Source organism: Bacillus sp. CIS52, from assembly GCF_053545315.1.
Map to the genome: position 1 here is coordinate 1,902,428 of NZ_JBIUFR010000001.1, position 17,187 is coordinate 1,919,614.

14 protein-coding genes and 1 pseudogene are annotated in these 17,187 nt (G+C 47.4%); 13 read left to right on the forward strand and 2 right to left on the reverse strand.

All coding sequences use genetic code 11. The features are described 5' to 3' along the window. Positions 1-116: 116 nt before the first annotated feature. Together ald and ACH32G_RS09310 are read right to left on the reverse strand one after the other, a co-directional pair. On the reverse strand, positions 117-1,247 hold the full coding sequence (ald, locus tag ACH32G_RS09305) for an alanine dehydrogenase (protein WP_049627275.1): 1,131 nt from the start codon (positions 1,245-1,247) through the stop codon (positions 117-119). A gap of 103 nt (positions 1,248-1,350) precedes the next feature. Beyond that, positions 1,351-2,580 (reverse strand): PucR family transcriptional regulator, encoded by a 1,230-nt coding sequence (locus ACH32G_RS09310; protein ID WP_198698077.1) that lies wholly within the window; start codon positions 2,578-2,580, stop codon positions 1,351-1,353. A 315-nt stretch (positions 2,581-2,895) separates the two neighbouring features. Here ACH32G_RS09310 and ACH32G_RS09315 point away from each other — a divergent pair, with 315 nt between their 5' ends. The 13 genes and pseudogenes from ACH32G_RS09315 to ACH32G_RS09375 all read left to right on the forward strand — a co-directional run bounded on the left by ACH32G_RS09315 (position 2,896) and on the right by ACH32G_RS09375 (position 17,109). Beyond that, positions 2,896-3,189, forward strand: coding sequence for a WXG100 family type VII secretion target (locus tag ACH32G_RS09315; RefSeq protein ID WP_003152013.1), 294 nt, complete (start codon positions 2,896-2,898; stop codon positions 3,187-3,189). A 74-nt stretch (positions 3,190-3,263) separates the two neighbouring features. Beyond that, positions 3,264-3,503 carry an EsaB/YukD family protein gene (locus tag ACH32G_RS09320; protein ID WP_016938101.1) on the forward strand — a complete coding sequence of 80 codons (240 nt, stop codon included), beginning with the start codon at positions 3,264-3,266 and terminating at the stop codon, positions 3,501-3,503. A 14-nt stretch (positions 3,504-3,517) separates the two neighbouring features. After that, entirely contained in the window at positions 3,518-4,801 is a 1,284-nt protein-coding gene (gene essB / locus ACH32G_RS09325) for a type VII secretion protein EssB (RefSeq protein WP_366969726.1), read from the forward strand. A 54-nt stretch (positions 4,802-4,855) separates the two neighbouring features. Continuing rightward, positions 4,856-9,331, forward strand: a complete 4,476-nt coding sequence (gene essC / locus ACH32G_RS09330) for a type VII secretion protein EssC (RefSeq protein ID WP_448814245.1) — start codon at positions 4,856-4,858, stop codon at positions 9,329-9,331. Continuing rightward, complete coding sequence (esaA, locus tag ACH32G_RS09335) at positions 9,328-12,453, forward strand: type VII secretion protein EsaA (RefSeq protein WP_448814246.1); 3,126 nt, start codon at positions 9,328-9,330, stop codon at positions 12,451-12,453. The genes essC and esaA overlap by 4 nt, the downstream gene beginning before the upstream one ends. 7 nt (positions 12,454-12,460) lie before the next feature. Beyond that, on the forward strand, positions 12,461-12,934 hold the full coding sequence (gene essA, locus ACH32G_RS09340) for a type VII secretion protein EssA (RefSeq protein WP_082083383.1): 474 nt from the start codon (positions 12,461-12,463) through the stop codon (positions 12,932-12,934). Between the two features lie 60 nt (positions 12,935-12,994). After that, the gene (locus ACH32G_RS09345) at positions 12,995-13,726 is read left to right on the forward strand and encodes a (S)-benzoin forming benzil reductase (RefSeq protein ID WP_448814247.1); all 732 of its coding nucleotides are present in this window, start codon (positions 12,995-12,997) and stop codon (positions 13,724-13,726) included. Positions 13,727-13,891: 165 nt separating this feature from the next. Next, positions 13,892-14,422, forward strand: a complete 531-nt coding sequence (locus tag ACH32G_RS09350; protein ID WP_007613450.1) for an HD domain-containing protein — start codon at positions 13,892-13,894, stop codon at positions 14,420-14,422. 138 nt (positions 14,423-14,560) lie between these two features. Continuing rightward, positions 14,561-14,797 carry a DUF2642 domain-containing protein gene (locus ACH32G_RS09355; RefSeq protein ID WP_016938107.1) on the forward strand — a complete coding sequence of 79 codons (237 nt, stop codon included), beginning with the start codon at positions 14,561-14,563 and terminating at the stop codon, positions 14,795-14,797. A 138-nt stretch (positions 14,798-14,935) separates the two neighbouring features. Beyond that, positions 14,936-16,042 carry an AI-2E family transporter gene (locus tag ACH32G_RS09360; RefSeq protein WP_095241407.1) on the forward strand — a complete coding sequence of 369 codons (1,107 nt, stop codon included), beginning with the start codon at positions 14,936-14,938 and terminating at the stop codon, positions 16,040-16,042. Between the two features lie 61 nt (positions 16,043-16,103). Continuing rightward, positions 16,104-16,325 (forward strand): spore germination protein, encoded by a 222-nt coding sequence (locus ACH32G_RS09365; RefSeq protein WP_016938109.1) that lies wholly within the window; start codon positions 16,104-16,106, stop codon positions 16,323-16,325. A 71-nt stretch (positions 16,326-16,396) separates the two neighbouring features. Continuing rightward, complete coding sequence (locus ACH32G_RS09370) at positions 16,397-16,645, forward strand: YueH family protein (protein WP_448814248.1); 249 nt, start codon at positions 16,397-16,399, stop codon at positions 16,643-16,645. Between the two features lie 65 nt (positions 16,646-16,710). After that, a pseudogene (locus ACH32G_RS09375) lies at positions 16,711-17,109 on the forward strand (YueI family protein). The last annotated feature ends 78 nt before the right edge of the window (positions 17,110-17,187 follow it).

Sequence of the window (17,187 nt, forward strand, 5' to 3'; positions counted from 1 at the left end):
TGAATCCTCCTTTTTCTTCCGGGATATGAATTGATATTCGAGACAGGTGTCCGTTTTTCCTTTTATGAGAAAGAAAAAAGGACAGCCCGCTGATCAGGCTGTCCTCTTCATATCTATTAAGCTTTTGCAGCTGAACCTTGCATCGCTTTTTCAGCAGGCACGTAGTCATAGCCTAAGTCTTTGGCTACCGCTTCATACGTGACATGTCCGTTAGCCGTATTCAGCCCCGCTTTAAGCGCCGGGCTCTCGGCAATGGCTTTCGCCGCGCCTTTATTGGCGATTTCAAGCGCATAAGGAACGGTCACATTCGTTAATGCGAGCGTAGATGTACGCGGTACGGCGCCCGGCATATTGGCGACAGCGTAATGAACGACGCCGTGTTTTTCGTAAGTCGGATTATCGTGTGTTGTAATATGATCAACGGTTTCCACAATGCCGCCCTGATCAATGGCAACATCAACAATGACGGAACCCGGTTTCATCTGTTTGACCATTTCTTCGGTAACGAGAGTCGGCGCTTTGGCTCCCGGGATGAGTACGGCGCAGATCAGAAGATCAGCTTCCGCGACAGAGTCTGCAATATTTACAGGGTTTGAGATCAGTGTTTTAATCTGATGCCCGAAAATATCATCAAGCTGACGCAGGCGGTCTGCGTTCAAATCGATCATCGTCACATCGGCACCGAGTCCGACAGCCATTTTCGCGGCATTTGTTCCGACGCCGCCCCCTCCGATGATCGTGACTTTCCCGCGGGATACACCCGGTACGCCGGCTAATAAAATTCCTTTTCCGCCCTTTGGTTTTTCAAGGAACTGAGCACCGATCTGAGCGGCCATTCTTCCGGCCACTTCAGACATCGGCGTAAGCAGCGGAAGTGAACGTCCGTCCGTTACCGTTTCATACGCAATAGCTGTCACGCCTTTTTCTGTAAGCGCTTTAGCTAATTCCGGCTCTGCAGCTAAATGAAGGTAAGTGAATAAGATCAGGCCTTGACGGAAATACGCATACTCCTCAGCCAGCGGTTCTTTTACCTTCATGACCATTTCCGCATCCCATACTTGCTGTCTGTCCTCCAGAATTTCCGCGCCTGCAGATACATAATCTTCATTAGTAAAACCGCTTCCGAGTCCCGCTCCGGATTCCACAAGAACCCGATGGCCGTTTCCGATAAGCTGTGAAACGCCTCCAGGTGTTAATGCCACTCGATTTTCATTGTTTTTGATTTCTTTTGGAACCCCGATAATCATGTCTGTTTCCCCCAATGTTTGTGTGATGCTTCAAGTGTAGCGCGATTTTTGCGAAAATTCTTTGTTTGAAACAGAAAATAAAAAAACACGGATTTGTGAAATTTCACGAACCCATGCTGCGAAGCTTGATATCAAGGTAAATCGTAAACTTTTCATTCACGTTTTTTAAGTCGATTTCTGCGATCTGGCTGATTCTTTTCAGCCTGTAATTCAATGTATTGACATGAATGTTAAGCGCTTTAGCAGCGGTGTTGACGTTGCTGTCGGCATCAATGAAATGTTCGAGCGTTTTTACCATATCGGCCTGATGCTCTCTGTCATACTGCTCAAGTTTTGACAGGGAATAGTTCATATAGCCGCTGTGCTTGCGTTTTTCATCCAACACATCAAGGTACTGATAAATGCCGAGTTCAGAAAAACTGAAAAGGTGTTTGGTTTCTCTCACAAACCGTTCTTTCGCTTTTAATACGGAGAGCGCTTCCTGGTAGGAGCGGTAAACGTAAGAAATCGATTCGTAAATACCGCCGAAAGCAATCGACGCATCCTCAATTTTATATCGTTCTTTCAGCTGTTTTTGAACATGGAGGGCGAAATGCTTTAAATCTTTAAAAGGCTGATCAGTTTTCGGCGCAGCTAGTAGGATTAATTCATTTGAATCGACAGTCGCCAGCATGACATGTATCTGCTGTGTCGTTTCCTGCAAATATTGCAGCTGCTGTTCCGTCTTTTCAGTCAGCTCCTCATGCAAACGGATGATCATGACGCTGAATACGGACGGCAGCGCCATTCCGAGCTTATGAAATCCTTCGGCCATCTCGGCTTCCTGATAAATATGGCCGGTCAGCATTTTCCAAAAAAACTCCTGGCCCCGCTCTTCGATTTTCGTTTTGCGGATCTGCAGGTGCAAAAGCTTGTTCCGCACCGCTTTGGCTGCCAGCTGAAGCGTCTTCAGGTCCTCGTCATTGAGCTTTTTTTTGATCTCAAGCGCCCAAATAAATCCGAGAACCTGACTGTTTTTCCAGATGGAAATCGCCACGCGGTTGCTCAGGCCTACCTCGTCAATTTCTTTCACTTTGATCGGCTGGTCCGTTTTTAAAAGGGCCGGAATGGTTCCGTCTTTCCACAGTTTGTTGATGACTTTTTCAGGCACCCTCCGCCCGATAATCGTCGACGTCCGGGCCGGATCTGTACAATCGCTGTGCGTGCTGTATGCAAGCAGTTTATGATTAACGTCTTCTATTGTAATGGGGCATTGAAGGACCTCGCTGATATGGTCGGCTACATCTTCAAGCCTGTCGAAACTGTACTTAAATGGATCTTTTGGATTGGTCATCTGTATCCCTACTTTTTCATAGCTTCATATCTTGATCTTACCATCTTGTTTTTCAGACTGAAAGGCATCTTTGAACGGAAGCGGAGTAGGAAAATAGGATCATTTGAAAAAATGGAAAAGAATAAGATAATCATACTATTATATTTACAAAATGTGTAAATATAACGAAAAATCCAATATATCATAAGACTCATTTTGTAAAATTAAAACAGATTTGTTTGACTGTGCCGAATTGTTGTTTTTATAATAATGACGTTCAAAAAATAAGTGAATTAGCCCATATTTAGGCTGATGACACAGGAGGGTATAAGGAATATGTCTGGATTAATTCGTGTCACACCCGAAGAGCTAAGAGCGATGGCTAAGCAATATGGCGTTGAAAGTCAGGAAGTCATGAATCAGGTTGACCGCCTGAACCGCATGATTTCTGATTTGAAAGGCATGTGGGAAGGTGCTTCAAGTGAAGCATTCGCGGATCAATATGAGCAGCTGAAACCTTCATTTATTAAAATGTCTGAATTGCTTCAAGATGTGAATCATCAGCTCGATCAAACGGCAAATACGCTTGAGTCTACTGACCAAGATATCGCTAACCAAATTCGCGGATAATAAGATGAATGAAGAACGGAGCGCCTGATTCAATCAAGAAGACGGCGCTCTTTCTATGTAAGGGTGATATGAATATGTATATCGATATTACAATAGATTTAACACATTATAACGGCAGCGTCTTCGATCTCAGATTGTCAGATTACCATTCTGTGAAAAAAGTCATTGATATTGCCCGGCAGGCTCAGCAAGTATCCGTTCCGCCGCGTGAAGGCTATTGGATCAGAGTGGTCAATAAAGAAACGGTTTTTTCCGGAGAGCAAAAATTATCTGACTGCGGCATTACGAACGGAGACCGCCTTGAAATTTTATGAGAGGACATGGTGGAATGACAGGTCATAACAGATCTTATTTAGAAACAGAACTGGACGCCGTCCGGGAAGAAACCGAATCAGGCTTCACGTTCACCTTCCAGCGGGAAAAAGTCAAACTTCTTGACGGGCTGGAAGCAAACGTGATTAAAGAGGCCGATCCTTTTTTTCAAAAAGAGGTTTCAGTCTCAGAAGACGAAGTAACCATAACGATCAGACCCCCTTCTTCTTACCAGGCTTTCCGCTATATAAAAGGAAAAGATAAAAAAAGCAGGTGGCAATTTGCCTACCGTCTCGTTCAAGCCGTGAAACAGCATAAGCTGAAACGGCTCAATCTGATTGCCGCCCCGGAGAATATCGTGTTTGATAAAGCGCTGACACCTTACTTTCTTCATTACGGCGTAAAGGAGAGCCTCCCGCCTTATGAGGAAGACAGAGAAAGGGTGTTAAAAGAGCTCAAAGCATGTGCGGCGCTTGCGGCTGACGGGGCTTTCACCTTCGAAGAATATTTGAAGTACAAGGAGACGCTTCAATTCACTCCCGAGGTAAAAAGCGTGTTAGAAGCGGAAACGTTTGAAGAACTGGAAGAAACAATTCTAACCGTAATCGATTCCCTCGAAGCAAGGGACAAGACATACATAAAACTGCCGAAAAAGAAATGGAAAATCCAAAGATACGCCGGACTGGCGCTAGCCGTCCTCCTTGTGCCGGCACTTCTGTATTCCTTGTACGCACTGTTTTTCGCCCAGCCGAAGCAAGAGGCAATCACCGAAAGCAACCGCTATTTTTTAAATCAGCAGTACAGCAAAGTCATTGACACACTCGCTAAATACGATGCGGAAAGCCTCCCGGAATCTGTGCAGTACGAGCTTGCTTCCTCTTATGTGGCAGTTGAAAATCTGAGGGAAGAACAGCGGAAAAACATCGGAAATCTGGTCACTCTGCAATCTGATCCGAAGCACTTCCTATATTGGATTGATATCGGCCGAGGGGAAAATGAAGAAGCCATCAATATCGGCCGCAATCTTGAGTACAACCCGTATATATGGCTCGGGCTTACAAAATATAAGCAGCAATTATTGGCGGACGACAGTATGAAAGACGACGAAAAGCAGAAAGAACTGGACGCTGTGGAAAGCGAGCTGGAGAAGGCGAAAAAAGAGCAGGAAGAGCAAAACAAAGAAGCGGACGAAAACACCGCTGAAGCTTCCGCAGGACAGGATAAAGACGGCAAAAAGGACGAAGCAAAGGATAACAAAGAGAGCGACAAGAAAGATGAGAAAAAAGATGAAAAAAAATAACAGCGTATATCAACTGGCCGTAAATAACGATCAGGCAGTCAGGAGGTTCGCCATATGAGTCTGTTATGGGTCTTTTACCGGGAGCACGTACAAAAGATTCAGCTGTCTGAACTCCCGCCGTCTCAGCCGATTACGATCGGCCCGGAAATAAAGGATACGATCACGTTCGGCACACTGCCGTTACGGCAGCCTGCCGCAACCCTTTATCGTAAGGAAACAGATCGTTACGAAGTTTTCCTGGGAAATAACTGTGCCGGCGAATTGACAATAGGAAATGAAATGCCCGGCCGGATTGAAGAAGAGACGCTGCGGCTTCTTCTCACTCCTGATCAGGAAGAATCCTCCGTTTACTTTATCGGCGGGAAGGACGAGATCGTTTTCTCATCAGCAACAGAGGAAGCGGATATATACAAAGAGCCGTCGTCCGCTCAAACAGGCGATTTTTATCTGCGAAAAGCGGGAGGAAGCTGGTCTGTTGTTCCTGGCGGCCGGGAAGTTTATCTGAACGGAGAGCTCACAAAAGCTCCTGAAAAGCTTCGGACGGGAGATGAGCTGCTGTGGAATTTTCTGCGTGTGAGGCTGACCGAGGATGACCTTTTAGAAGTCATTCATCACGAACCGTTTCAAAGCGGCTTAATCAAAACGTTAAAGCCAAGCACCGAAATGAAAAAGAAATACCCGCAATATCGAAGAACGCCGCGGATGGTCTACGATCTTCCCGAAGACCGCGTGTCATTCAGTTTCCCTTCGCAGGAAAGCGAACAGAATAACCGGGGGCTGTGGCTCGTCATTCTGCCTCCTGTGGTCATGCTGATTGTAATGGGGGTTGTCGCCATTATACAGCCGAGGGGTATTTTCATTCTCGTCTCTTTGGCGATGTTTATGATGACTCTCATTACGTCCACCGTGCAGTATTTCCGAGAAAAAACGCAGCGGAAAAAACGGGAGGAAAAGCGGGAGCGTGTGTACAAGCAATATTTAGAAAACAAACGGAAAGAGCTTCAGACGCTTTCGGAAAAACAATTGCAAGTGCTGACGCATCACTTTCCCCCGTTTGAAAAAATGAAATATTTAACCTCTGAAATCAGCGGCCGCATTTGGGAGAAATCGCTGGAAAGCAGGGATTTCCTGATGCTCCGGCTCGGAACGGGCACGGTTCCGGCAAGCTACGAGATTTCGATGAGCGGCGGAGACCTGGCGAACCGTGATGTCGATGATTTGATGGAGCAGTCGCAGCACATGCAGCGTGTATATAAAGATATCCGCCATGCGCCCGTGACCGTTGATTTACAAGAAGGGCCGATGGGGCTCGTCGGGAAACCCCAGATCGTCAAAAATGAAATTCATCAGCTGATCGGCCAGCTCGCTTTCTTCAACAGCTACCATGACCTGCGGTTTGTCTTTATCTTTCATGAAGAGGAATATAAGGATTGGGAATGGATGAAGTGGCTGCCGCAATTTCAGCTGCCTCATATGTATGCGAAAGGGTTTATATATAATGAACAGACGCGCGATCAATTGTTATCGTCCATTTATGAGCTGCTGCGGGAACGGGATTTGGAAGACGAGAAAGAAAAAAAGATCTTCCAGCCGCATTTTGTTTTTGTCATCACAAATCAGCAGCTGATTGCAGAGCACGTCATTTTAGAATATATCGAAGGCCGGCATGAGCATCTCGGCATCTCGGCGATCATTGCCGCGGAAACGAAGGAAAGCCTGGCAGAAAACATTCACACCCTCGTCCGCTACATTAATGAGGATGAGGGCGACATTCTCATTCAGAAGAAAAAAGCGGTGCAGATCCCGTTTAAGCTGGACAGGCATGAACGGACAGACAACGAGCGGTTTTCCCGGACGCTTCGGACATTGCACCATCAGGTCGGAATGACGAATTCCATTCCTGAAACGGTCTCATTTTTGGAACTGTTTCATGCGAAGGAAGTAAAAGAAATCGGCATCAGGCAGAAGTGGGAGACAAGTGAGTCTGCTAAATCGCTGGCTGTTCCGATCGGCTACAAGGGAAAAGACGATATCGTGCATTTAAACCTGCATGAAAAAGCCCACGGGCCGCACGGATTGCTGGCGGGAACGACCGGCTCCGGGAAAAGTGAATTTCTGCAAACGTATATTCTGTCATTGGCCGTTCATTTCCACCCGCATGAAGCGGCGTTTTTGCTGATTGACTATAAGGGCGGAGGAATGGCGCAGCCGTTCCGCAAGATGCCGCACCTTCTCGGAACCATCACGAACATCGAAGGAAGCAGAAACTTCAGTATCAGGGCGCTTGCCTCCATCAAAAGCGAGCTGAAAAAACGGCAGCGGCTGTTTGATCAATACCGCGTCAATCACATCAATGACTATACAAAGCTGTATAAACAGGGAGAAACGGATATTCCGATGCCGCACCTGTTTTTGATTTCAGATGAATTCGCCGAGCTCAAAAGCGAAGAGCCTGAATTTATCAGGGAGCTTGTCAGCGCGGCGCGCATCGGGCGGAGCCTCGGTGTGCATTTAATCCTCGCCACGCAAAAGCCGGGCGGCATCATTGACGACCAGATATGGAGCAACTCACGCTTTAAGGTCGCGCTGAAAGTGCAGGATGCAAGCGACAGTAAAGAAATCCTGAAAAACAGTGATGCGGCGAATATTACCGTCACCGGACGCGGCTATTTGCAAGTCGGAAATAATGAAGTGTATGAGCAGTTCCAGTCTGCCTGGAGCGGTGCCCCTTACATGGAAGATGTATACGGCACCGAGGATGACATTGCCATCGTTACCGATACCGGCTTAATTCCGCTGTCTGAGGTCGAGACGGATGATGCGGCGAAAAAAGACGCCCCGGCAGAAATAGAGGCCGTAGTCGAAGAAATCGAGCGGATTCAAAAAGAAATGGGCATTGAAAAGCTGCCGAGCCCTTGGCTGCCGCCGCTTGCCGAACGTATTCCGCGCACGCTTTATCCTGCGAAGGAAAAAGACCGCTTCTTCATCGCCTGCGTGGATGAGCCTGATCAGCAAAGACAGGCGCCTCTCGCTTATACGATGATGGATGACGGCAACATCGGTATTTTCGGCTCATCCGGCTACGGCAAGTCAGTTTCTGCCATCACGTTCCTGATGAACTTCGCGGAAGGATACACGCCACAAGAGCTTCATATGTATATCTTTGATTTCGGAAACGGAACGCTTCTGCCATTGGCAAAGCTTCCGCACACCGCAGATTATTTCTTAATGGATCAAATGAGAAAAATTGAAAAATTCATGATCCGCATCAAGGAAGAAATCGAGCTGCGGAAACGGCTGTTCAGAGAAAAAGAAGTCAGCCATATAAAAATGTACAATTCGCTCAGTGAAGAAGAGCTGCCATTCATTTTTATCACAATTGATAATTTCGATATCGTCAAAGACGAAATGCATGAATTGGAAACGGAGTTCATCCAGATTTCACGCGACGGGCAAAGTTTAGGCATTTACTTCCTGCTGACCGCAACGAGGGTAAACGCCGTCCGCCAGTCGCTGTTAAACAACTTAAAAACGAAAGTCGTTCATTATTTAATGGATCAGTCAGAAGGATACTCTATTTACGGGCGTCCGCCGTTCAGTCTCGAACCGATTCCGGGCCGCGTCATGATCCAAAAAGAAGAACTGTATTTCGCGCAAATGTTTCTTCCGGCAGAAGCGGAAAATGACCTCGAGATGTTCCAAGCGCTGAAAGACGATGTCAAAGCTTTAGCTGTTCGCCATGCCGGAACAGCCGGTCCAAAACCGATTCCAATGCTCCCGGACATGCTGACGGCCGGCGAATTTTCGCTCCGTCTCGAACCGGGTCAGGAACCGTTCCGAATTCCTGTCGGGCTGCATGAGGAAAAGGTCAGCCCCGTGTACTTTGATCTGGGTAAATATAAACATTGCCTCATTTTAGGACAGACACAGCGGGGGAAAACAAACATCCTGAAAGTCATGCTGAATCACCTGCTGCGTGAAGGAACTGAAAAGATCGGACTGTTTGACTCAATTGACCGCGGACTGTCGCAATATGCGCAGGAAACAAAGGTCAGTTATCTGGACACAAAAGAAGACATACAGCAGTGGATCGAATCTGCTGAAGCCATATTCACGGAGCGTGAAGCCCAGTATGCACAGGCCGTTAAAAATGGTGATATGCACAAACTCAGTTTCTCTCCGATCGTGTTAATGGCCGACGGCATTACAAGATTCCAGCAGACAATCGACACCGCCATTCAGGACAAGCTGGCGATGTTTATGAAATCTTACGCGCATGTCGGCTTCAGTTTTATCCCGGCGGGCAATCACAGCGAATTCTCAAAAGGCTATGATTCCTTAACGACGGAAATGAAACAGATCCGCCACGCGATGCTGCTTGTGAAAAAATCCGAACAAAACGTCATTCCGCTGCCTTACCAAAGGCAGGAACCGGACATTCAGCCGGGCTTCGGCTATTTGGTTGAAAACGGGAAGGAGCAAAAAATCCAAATACCTCTATGTTCAGCGGAAAGGGAGGCCGTCAGATGACAGAACAACGAAAAAGCCTGATCAAATTAATAGCCGCGGTCGTTATCATTCTGGTGCTGCCGGTGCTGTTTTTCCGATTTATCGGCGATGACCCGGGAAAACAAAAAATCAATGCCACCCGCCAAATCGCAGTCGTGAATGAAGACATGGGCTTACAAACAGATGAAAATGAGGGGCAGGAATCCGTCCATTTCGGAAAAGAAGTGGCGGCGGCTCTCGGCGGCCGTCCGGATTATTCCTGGACGGTTGTCAACAGGAGCGCGGCTGAAAACGGTCTGGCGGCTAAGAAGTATGACGCCGTCGTTTACATTCCATCCGATTTTTCAAAAGACATTTTAAGCTATGACAAAGAGCGTCCGCAAAAAGCCACGCTGACATTCAATATTCAAAGCAGCCTGAACGCCGTCAACAAAGAAAAAGTGCAGCGTGAGCTTGAAGACGCCCAAAAATCAATGAATAAAAAAATGTCGGCATTGTATTGGAATTTCGTCTCACAAAAAGTGAACAATGTCAGAGGCGATTTTGACAAGATCGTCAATAAAGAATCAGAATTTCAAAACGTCATGTACAACTTTTACAAGCCGAGCTCAAATGACTTGGCGGGTGAAATCAAACGGCAAAAAGACCTGATTGACGAACTGAAAAAATCAATGAATGAAGCCCAAGGCGCGGCCAAAGAAAAATTGACTTCGGCAGATGAAGCCAAAAACACGCTCAAAGACTTTGCCGATACGGTTGAGCGCTATAAACAATATCAGGAAAATCAGAAAAAACTGCTGATGGCCGCGCAGGAACAAAATCAAAAGCAAATTACAACCGGCCTGAACGCCATTAAAGCACAGCAGGCCGCCAATCAGTTCAGCGCCATGATGAGCGGGCTGTCTTCAGGCATAAACCAGGCGCAGACACAGCTTGACCAGACAGGAGCGGCTCTGTCTGCCGCCCAGCAGGTGAGAGAAGCGCAGGTGCCTGATCAGGAACGCGGGATGGCAAATATTCAATCCAATTTACTGGACAATTATTTGACTCAATATAAAGCTCAAGCAAGATTTGAAACACTGAACAGCATCCAAACCCTGATGAAAAGGGATCGGCAGGCATTAACCGTTCCGGAAAATGATCCGGGGGATGACGGCTCAGATGAACCGAAAGAAGAAGAAAAACCGGAAGAAGAAAAACCCGGTGATCTGAAAATTGACCTTGACGATCAGCGTGACGAATTAAAACGCATCTCCGCTGAAATCAATCAAATTTCAGACGGATTAAAAGAACCGGAAAAAGAAAATCCTGACCCTGAAAAACCGGGCCAAGGCGATGACGGTGAAAAACCCGGAGGTATCGATCCGAATAACGGAACGGCTCCCGGAGAAGACGGAAAAACGGAAGACGGCACAAAAGATCAGCAGCCTGATTCCGATAACACTGGCGGCGAAGAGCCAAAAACCGTCCAAACCGCATCGGCCGCTAAAAACGTCACTCCGCCTGCTGTTGAGCCGGCGGATGATTCAAACGATTCAGAAGGAGACAGCGGCACGGGAGTTTCTGACGCGAAAGAAAGGCTGAACCAAGCCGCAGAGCGCCTTCAGCAAATTGAAAAAGAGCTGGAAGAGAAACAGCAGACTCATAATGAAGAGCTGAAAAAACGTCTCGATGCTCTTGATGAAGAAATCCAAGGCCTTAAAGACCGAATTGGTGACGCGAAAAAACGAGCGGACAAATTACGTGAGCAGCTGGAAGAATCAAAAGAAAAGAGAAAACAAGACTTCAATACCATTTACAGAATGATTGTAAAAACAGAACAGAACATTCTGAACTACCCGTCATTGGATAGCGGCCGCAAATCTGCTCTTGAACAGATGTTTGCCGCTGACATCAATACAACAGAGATATCCGATTTAATGAGTTACTATAATGATTTATCTTTGTATGAGGCAACACTCTATCACTCGCTTGACGCAGGCTCGCTGCCTGATGTGAAAAACAGGGTGCTGAAAGCCCAGCAAGGCGAAGTCCAAACCGTTCTCTCCATCAAACCGGAAGAAACGGCAAGCTGGGAAAACTTGAAAAACAATAAGATGCAGACAGATGAAGACATCAGCAATTTCATTAAAGGCATGACCGAATTCTCGGATAACTACAGCTCGTATATCAGAGATGAACAAGCCGGAGTGCTCAATGAGCTCGCCAGCATTTCAGACAGCGCGGCTAAAGCATCCGATCAGCTGGCAGAAGGCGCTGTGCAGGAAGCGGCCGCATTCAGCGGAGACGGATTAACCGGAACGATGGCGCTCGGCGCTCAGGATACCGTCGGCCGCGAAGTGCTGCAAATGTCTGACACGATGGGCCATCTGTCAGAACGCCAGTCCGGCATCATCAGCTATACCGACAATATGCAGCAAAGCGTAAATGACGTCCAGCATAAAGCGGACACCCTGAACAGCAACTGGGGCAAAAACGTCGATTCCACGAAATTGATCAGAAATGACGTGTACGGCATTTTAGGGAACGCGCTCGTTGACGGACAGGAAAACGGATATGTTTACGATTATCTCGCCAATCCGCTTAAAATCAGCGGAGAGGTGCCGGAAGACCGGGTTCAGAATGTTCCGCCGGTCGTCATTTTGGTAATCGTTCTGATCAGCAGTCTTCTGATCGGCTATTTCAGCTCGTATTACCAGCAGGCGCCGCTTCTTGTCAAAGGCGCGCTCTTTGGGATTTTAAACATAATGGTCGGACTGATGATCAGTCTGTTCGGTCTGAATATCTACTCGCTTCCGGACGATCAGACGATTAAATGGTCAGTCTTTACGATTCTCCTGCTTGCGGCGAGTTCAGCTTTCATCCGGGCAGCCTTTGTCTTTGGCTCAATCACCGGATGGATCGCATCATCAGCGCTCATTCTCTTTTATGTGGCGCCTTTGATCGACCTGATTATGCCGAACTTCAGCTTTGACAGCCCGGTATCGAAAGTGTATATCGATATTCAATACGGAACGGGCCATCTGTTTGCGATGGGCATAACGGTTCTTGCGATCATTACGCTGATTGCGGCGGCGCTTCCGCTCATCATTCGGCTGCTTGCGGAAAAAACGGAGGAAAGTGATCAGTCTTATGAGGCGTAACACAATCGTGGAAAAAGGAGTTTTGCTGTTTGCTCTCTCCTTTCTCCTTTTCCTCCCGCATGCCGCAGCCGCGAATGAGGACAATACTGATGTCAAGCCGAATGAATATGAAAAGAAGGACATTGAAATTCGTACGGATTATCTTCATGACGATGCCTATTCCGAGGAAAAAACGGCGCTTCCGAAAGAACAGAAGGACATCACGTTCGATCAGCCGGCAGAAAACCCGGATGAAAAACTGATATCAAATTTGTTTACATCGTCAGAAACGGAGCCGAATACGATCAAAGCGCAATCGAAAAAACTGGGTATCACATTTGCCGAGCCTGCCGTGCGGCACACCTCAGCAGACATGGAAACGGATGAGAAAAAGACTTCCTTTCTGCTGCCTGTCATTTATGCCGTCTTGATCCTCCTCGGCATTGCCGCAATGATCTATCTGATTCCGAAGGTCACGGCGCAGGAAAAGGCAAAGCGGTAAACGGATCGCTTGTGTTTGCGGGAAGACAGCCCGTAAAATAAGAAAAAAAGGAGGAGTTTCATGCAGTTTTTTCTTATAACAGGCGCGTCAAAAGGATTGGGACGGGCGCTGACGGAACAGGCGCTGCAAGAAGGAGCCGAAGTCGCCGCGCTTTCAAGAACGATAAGCGGGGAAAAGCGTGAGGGACTGACAGAATACAGTGTTGATTTAACTGATCTGGCAGATACAGAGCGGCAGATGAAGGCGATTCTTGATCAAGCTGAGAAGAAGCGGTATTCCGCCGTCACACTGATCAATAATGCCGGAATGGTGGAGCCGATCAAGCGGGCGAAAGAGGCTTCCGCGGAAGAATTGAACCGCCACTACACCCTTAATCTGACGGCGCCCGTTTTGCTCAGCCAAATGTTCACAAAGCGTTTCGAAGCGTTCAGCGGCAGCAAAACAATTGTCAACATCACATCTGGCGCGGCGAAAAATCCCTATAAAGGATGGAGCGCGTATTGCAGCTCAAAAGCGGGACTTGATATGTTTACGAAAACATTCGGGTTCGAACAGGAAGATGAAGAGCTGCCGGTCCGCATGATATCATTCTCGCCGGGAGTGATGGATACAGACATGCAGGCTGTCATCCGTTCTTCGTCAAAAGAAGATTTCCATGACATCGAGCGGTTCCGCAATCTGAAAGAAACGAAAAACCTCAGAAGCCCGGAATACATCGCCAGTGTCATTCACTCACTGATCGCGGGTGAGCCGGAAAACGGACGGATGTACGATATTAAAGAGTTTTTGTAGAGCAGCTTTTACGCTGCTCTTTTTTTGTTTGTACAATCACTTCGGCGCCTGGCGGCATATTATGAATGAAACACCGTGTAAGGGGTATAAGAAATGTATCAGATGAATTGAGTTTCTTCTCGATTTATGTTAGGATTCTAAAAATATAATTAAGGAGGGGTTTCCATGAGAAATGTAACGTTAATGGATGTCTTCACCCATCCAATCGCACAAAAGTATTTACAGCGCTCCGGTGTCGCCCATGCGATTGCCTGCGCGTTTCATGCATACCGTCTTGCCGTAAAAGCGGGTGTCAGTCCCGATCTTGCGGCGAAAGCGGCTTTACTGCATGATGTCGGCCATTACGAATGGTACACAGACGGCAAATGGGACTATGAAAAGTACAGAAGAAACGATATCCATGCCATAAAAGGCGCGGAACGGGCGCATAAGCTGCTCATCCGGCTCGGTGAAGAACCGAAAGCGGCGAAAGACATTGCGCTGGCGATTCTGCTCCACACCGATTCCTATCTGCCTGAAGGCGAACTGGACAAGAATACGCTCCAGCAAATCGTGAAACAAGCGGACGAACTCGATGAAGAACCTGGCGGACATCATCATTACCGCCAAATGGATCACACGGCCGCGCTCAAACAAATCCAAAAGCTTGATCAGTTAATTGACCAAGCCCAATATCCCATAAGAAGCTCAGTCTAGGCCACTCATGCGGCCTTTTCCGCTTTACATAACCCCGCAAACTCACTAACACCTTTTCCCCTCCGATAGACGTACTGTGTCAAAGCCTTTGTCCGCTGCATATGATGAAGGAAAACATAGTAAAGGGGATCAGCGAAAATGGCCCATCAAGGAAGCCCGCAACTCGTCTCGTTAGTAGATCCTTACGTTTATCAGACCATCCATAAGCTTATCGGCTCAAGGTTTATCATTCAAACCGTCAGACGGATTGTCAGGGGACGGCTGATTGATGCCGCTCCGGATCATATCGCCATTGAAGAAACGCATGACCGCGTATTATATATCAGGAACCGCCATGTGGTTTCTGTCATGCCTGATTATACCGAACGTGTGTAACAGCCCAGGATAAGGCGCAGACCGGAGGCGGCCCTTACAGAACCCCGGTGCGTCTTCTTTTTTGAGATACATAGATGCACGGCACCTTTTTTTGGTACAATCACAGTACAAGTTCACATGACAATAGGAGGAAACCGCTTGTTGAAATCAAAGGTCCATTTTTGGACGCTGCAAATTTTGCTCGTTTTGCTCATTATTTACGTATCAACGAAAGTCTCGTTTATTTTTCAGCCGTTTTTCGGTTTCATCACTACTCTGTTTTTTCCGATTTTGATCTCGGGCATTTTGTTTTTCATTTTTAATCCGATCGTGCGCCTGCTAGAGAAAAAAATCCCCCGAACATTGGCGATCCTGCTCATTTATCTCGTTTTCATCGGCCTGATCGCCTTTATGTTCACCGCAATCGGACCGATCGTAGCTTCTCAGGTCACGGGGCTGATTAACAATTTCCCTGATTACATTAATCAGATTCAAAGCTTGATTACACAATTATCCCATTCCAAATGGTTTACGTGGATGATGACGCAGGATTATGTGTCGATAGAAAAAATCCGGCAGTCTCTGACGGGATTTTTACAAAGTCTTCCGCAAAATATTACGGCAAGCCTGTCGGCCGTGTTCGGCGTCGTTACGAATATTACGCTTGTCGTGATCACCGTTCCGTTCATTCTGTTTTATATGCTGAAGGACGGCCGGCGTTTTCCGCTTTTGGCGGTTAAAATTCTGCCTTCTTCCTACCGTGCGGAGGGCCGGAAAATATTTAACGACTTATATGTCACATTGGCCGCATATTTCCAAGGCCAGCTGCTGATTTGTCTCTTTGTCGGAACGGCATGCTTTATCGGTTATTGGATCATCGGCCTGCCGTATGCGTTAATTCTCGGGATGGTGATCGCCGTCACCAATATCATTCCGTACCTGGGACCGTTTCTCGGGGCGGCACCGGCGGTCATTATCGCGTTTATGGATTCTCCGGCTAAGGCGCTGTTTGCCGTGATTGTTGTCGTTGTCGTCCAGCAGCTTGACGGAAACCTGCTTTCTCCGCTTGTTATCGGGAAGCGGCTCAATACCCACCCGCTCACCATTATTCTTCTGCTTATCGGAGCGGGCAGTTTCGGAGGTATTCTCGCAATGATTCTGGCCGTGCCGGTTTACGCGGTCTTAAAAGCCTTCGTCTTAAATATCGTCCGGCTTATCAAACTTCGTCAGCGATCGAAGTTGGAAGACAGCCGCAAGCCGAAATAAAAACGGGCACAACTCCAGACGCAGCGCATAAACTGCTGTAAAGAAAAGCGGAGGTGTGGGTATGCCTGCAATTGTGGGACCGATTTATATTATGAGCTTAGCCGGAGATGCTGCGGCGAGCTTCGGTGACGTGTTTGCCATTTCTCCCAAAGCCGTTGACCACTCAGGCGCGGGGTCAGGGGCGTTTCATTCCGGAGATTTTGTCAAAGTCACTAATAAATTCAGCAAAACGCGCTTTGAAGACATTGATCTGTTTGATGAACCTGATTGGTTTAACGCGTGACAGCCTCCTTTAGGAGGCTGTCGCTTTTTTGTAGTATAATAGAATCAGTCTTTTATAAAAGGGGAATTTTTATGAAAATCAGAAAAGCGAATATTACCGTTCAGTCCGGAATGATCGGCGACGTGTATCTGCATGAAAATAAAAAAGAACAGCATACCCTCGTAGCCGTTCCGGAACTTGAGTGGAGCACGATCATTTCCTATGAGGAAGAGAAAAAGGCGCTGGCGCAGCGGCTTTTACAATCATTCAGCAAGCTGATAGATGAAGAGCCCGCCGGAGAGCTCTCAGGAAAGATCTCCCATTGGGTCGCTGAAATGTAACGAAGACGGTTTACCGCGTCCCGTCCGGGGCGATAATTGTAAAACAAGCTGAGGAGGGAAGGCCGATGAGCGACAAAACGGTTGACCTTTATTTACAGCAGGGTATGTACGGCCCTCTGCAGACGAAACCGGATGAACGGCATTTATTTTTAGGCTCGCTGCGTGAACGGGTCATCATTGCCCTGACGAAGGGGCAGGTGCTGTAAAAGAAGCCGTATGAAGAAGTGAAACAGGCGCTGAAAAAACGAAAAGATGCGGTGCTCTATATAAACGGAAGGCTCCCGTATCATGCTTATTCACCCTATATGAAGCTTGCCGCACTGGAAGGTGTCCGAAGCTCCGTGATCTCGGATCTTCAATTCGAAACGCCGCTCGGCCTGGTATTTGCCGCCGATCATGCGGTGAACCTTGACGGCATTTACGTTCAGGATGACATTTTCAAGCGCTCACTCCTGAAATCTTAGAAAAGCAAGTGTCATTTTATAATGCCAATTCACTTACAAGTGGAGATAGGATATAATGGTTTTCATATGAATGGCGGG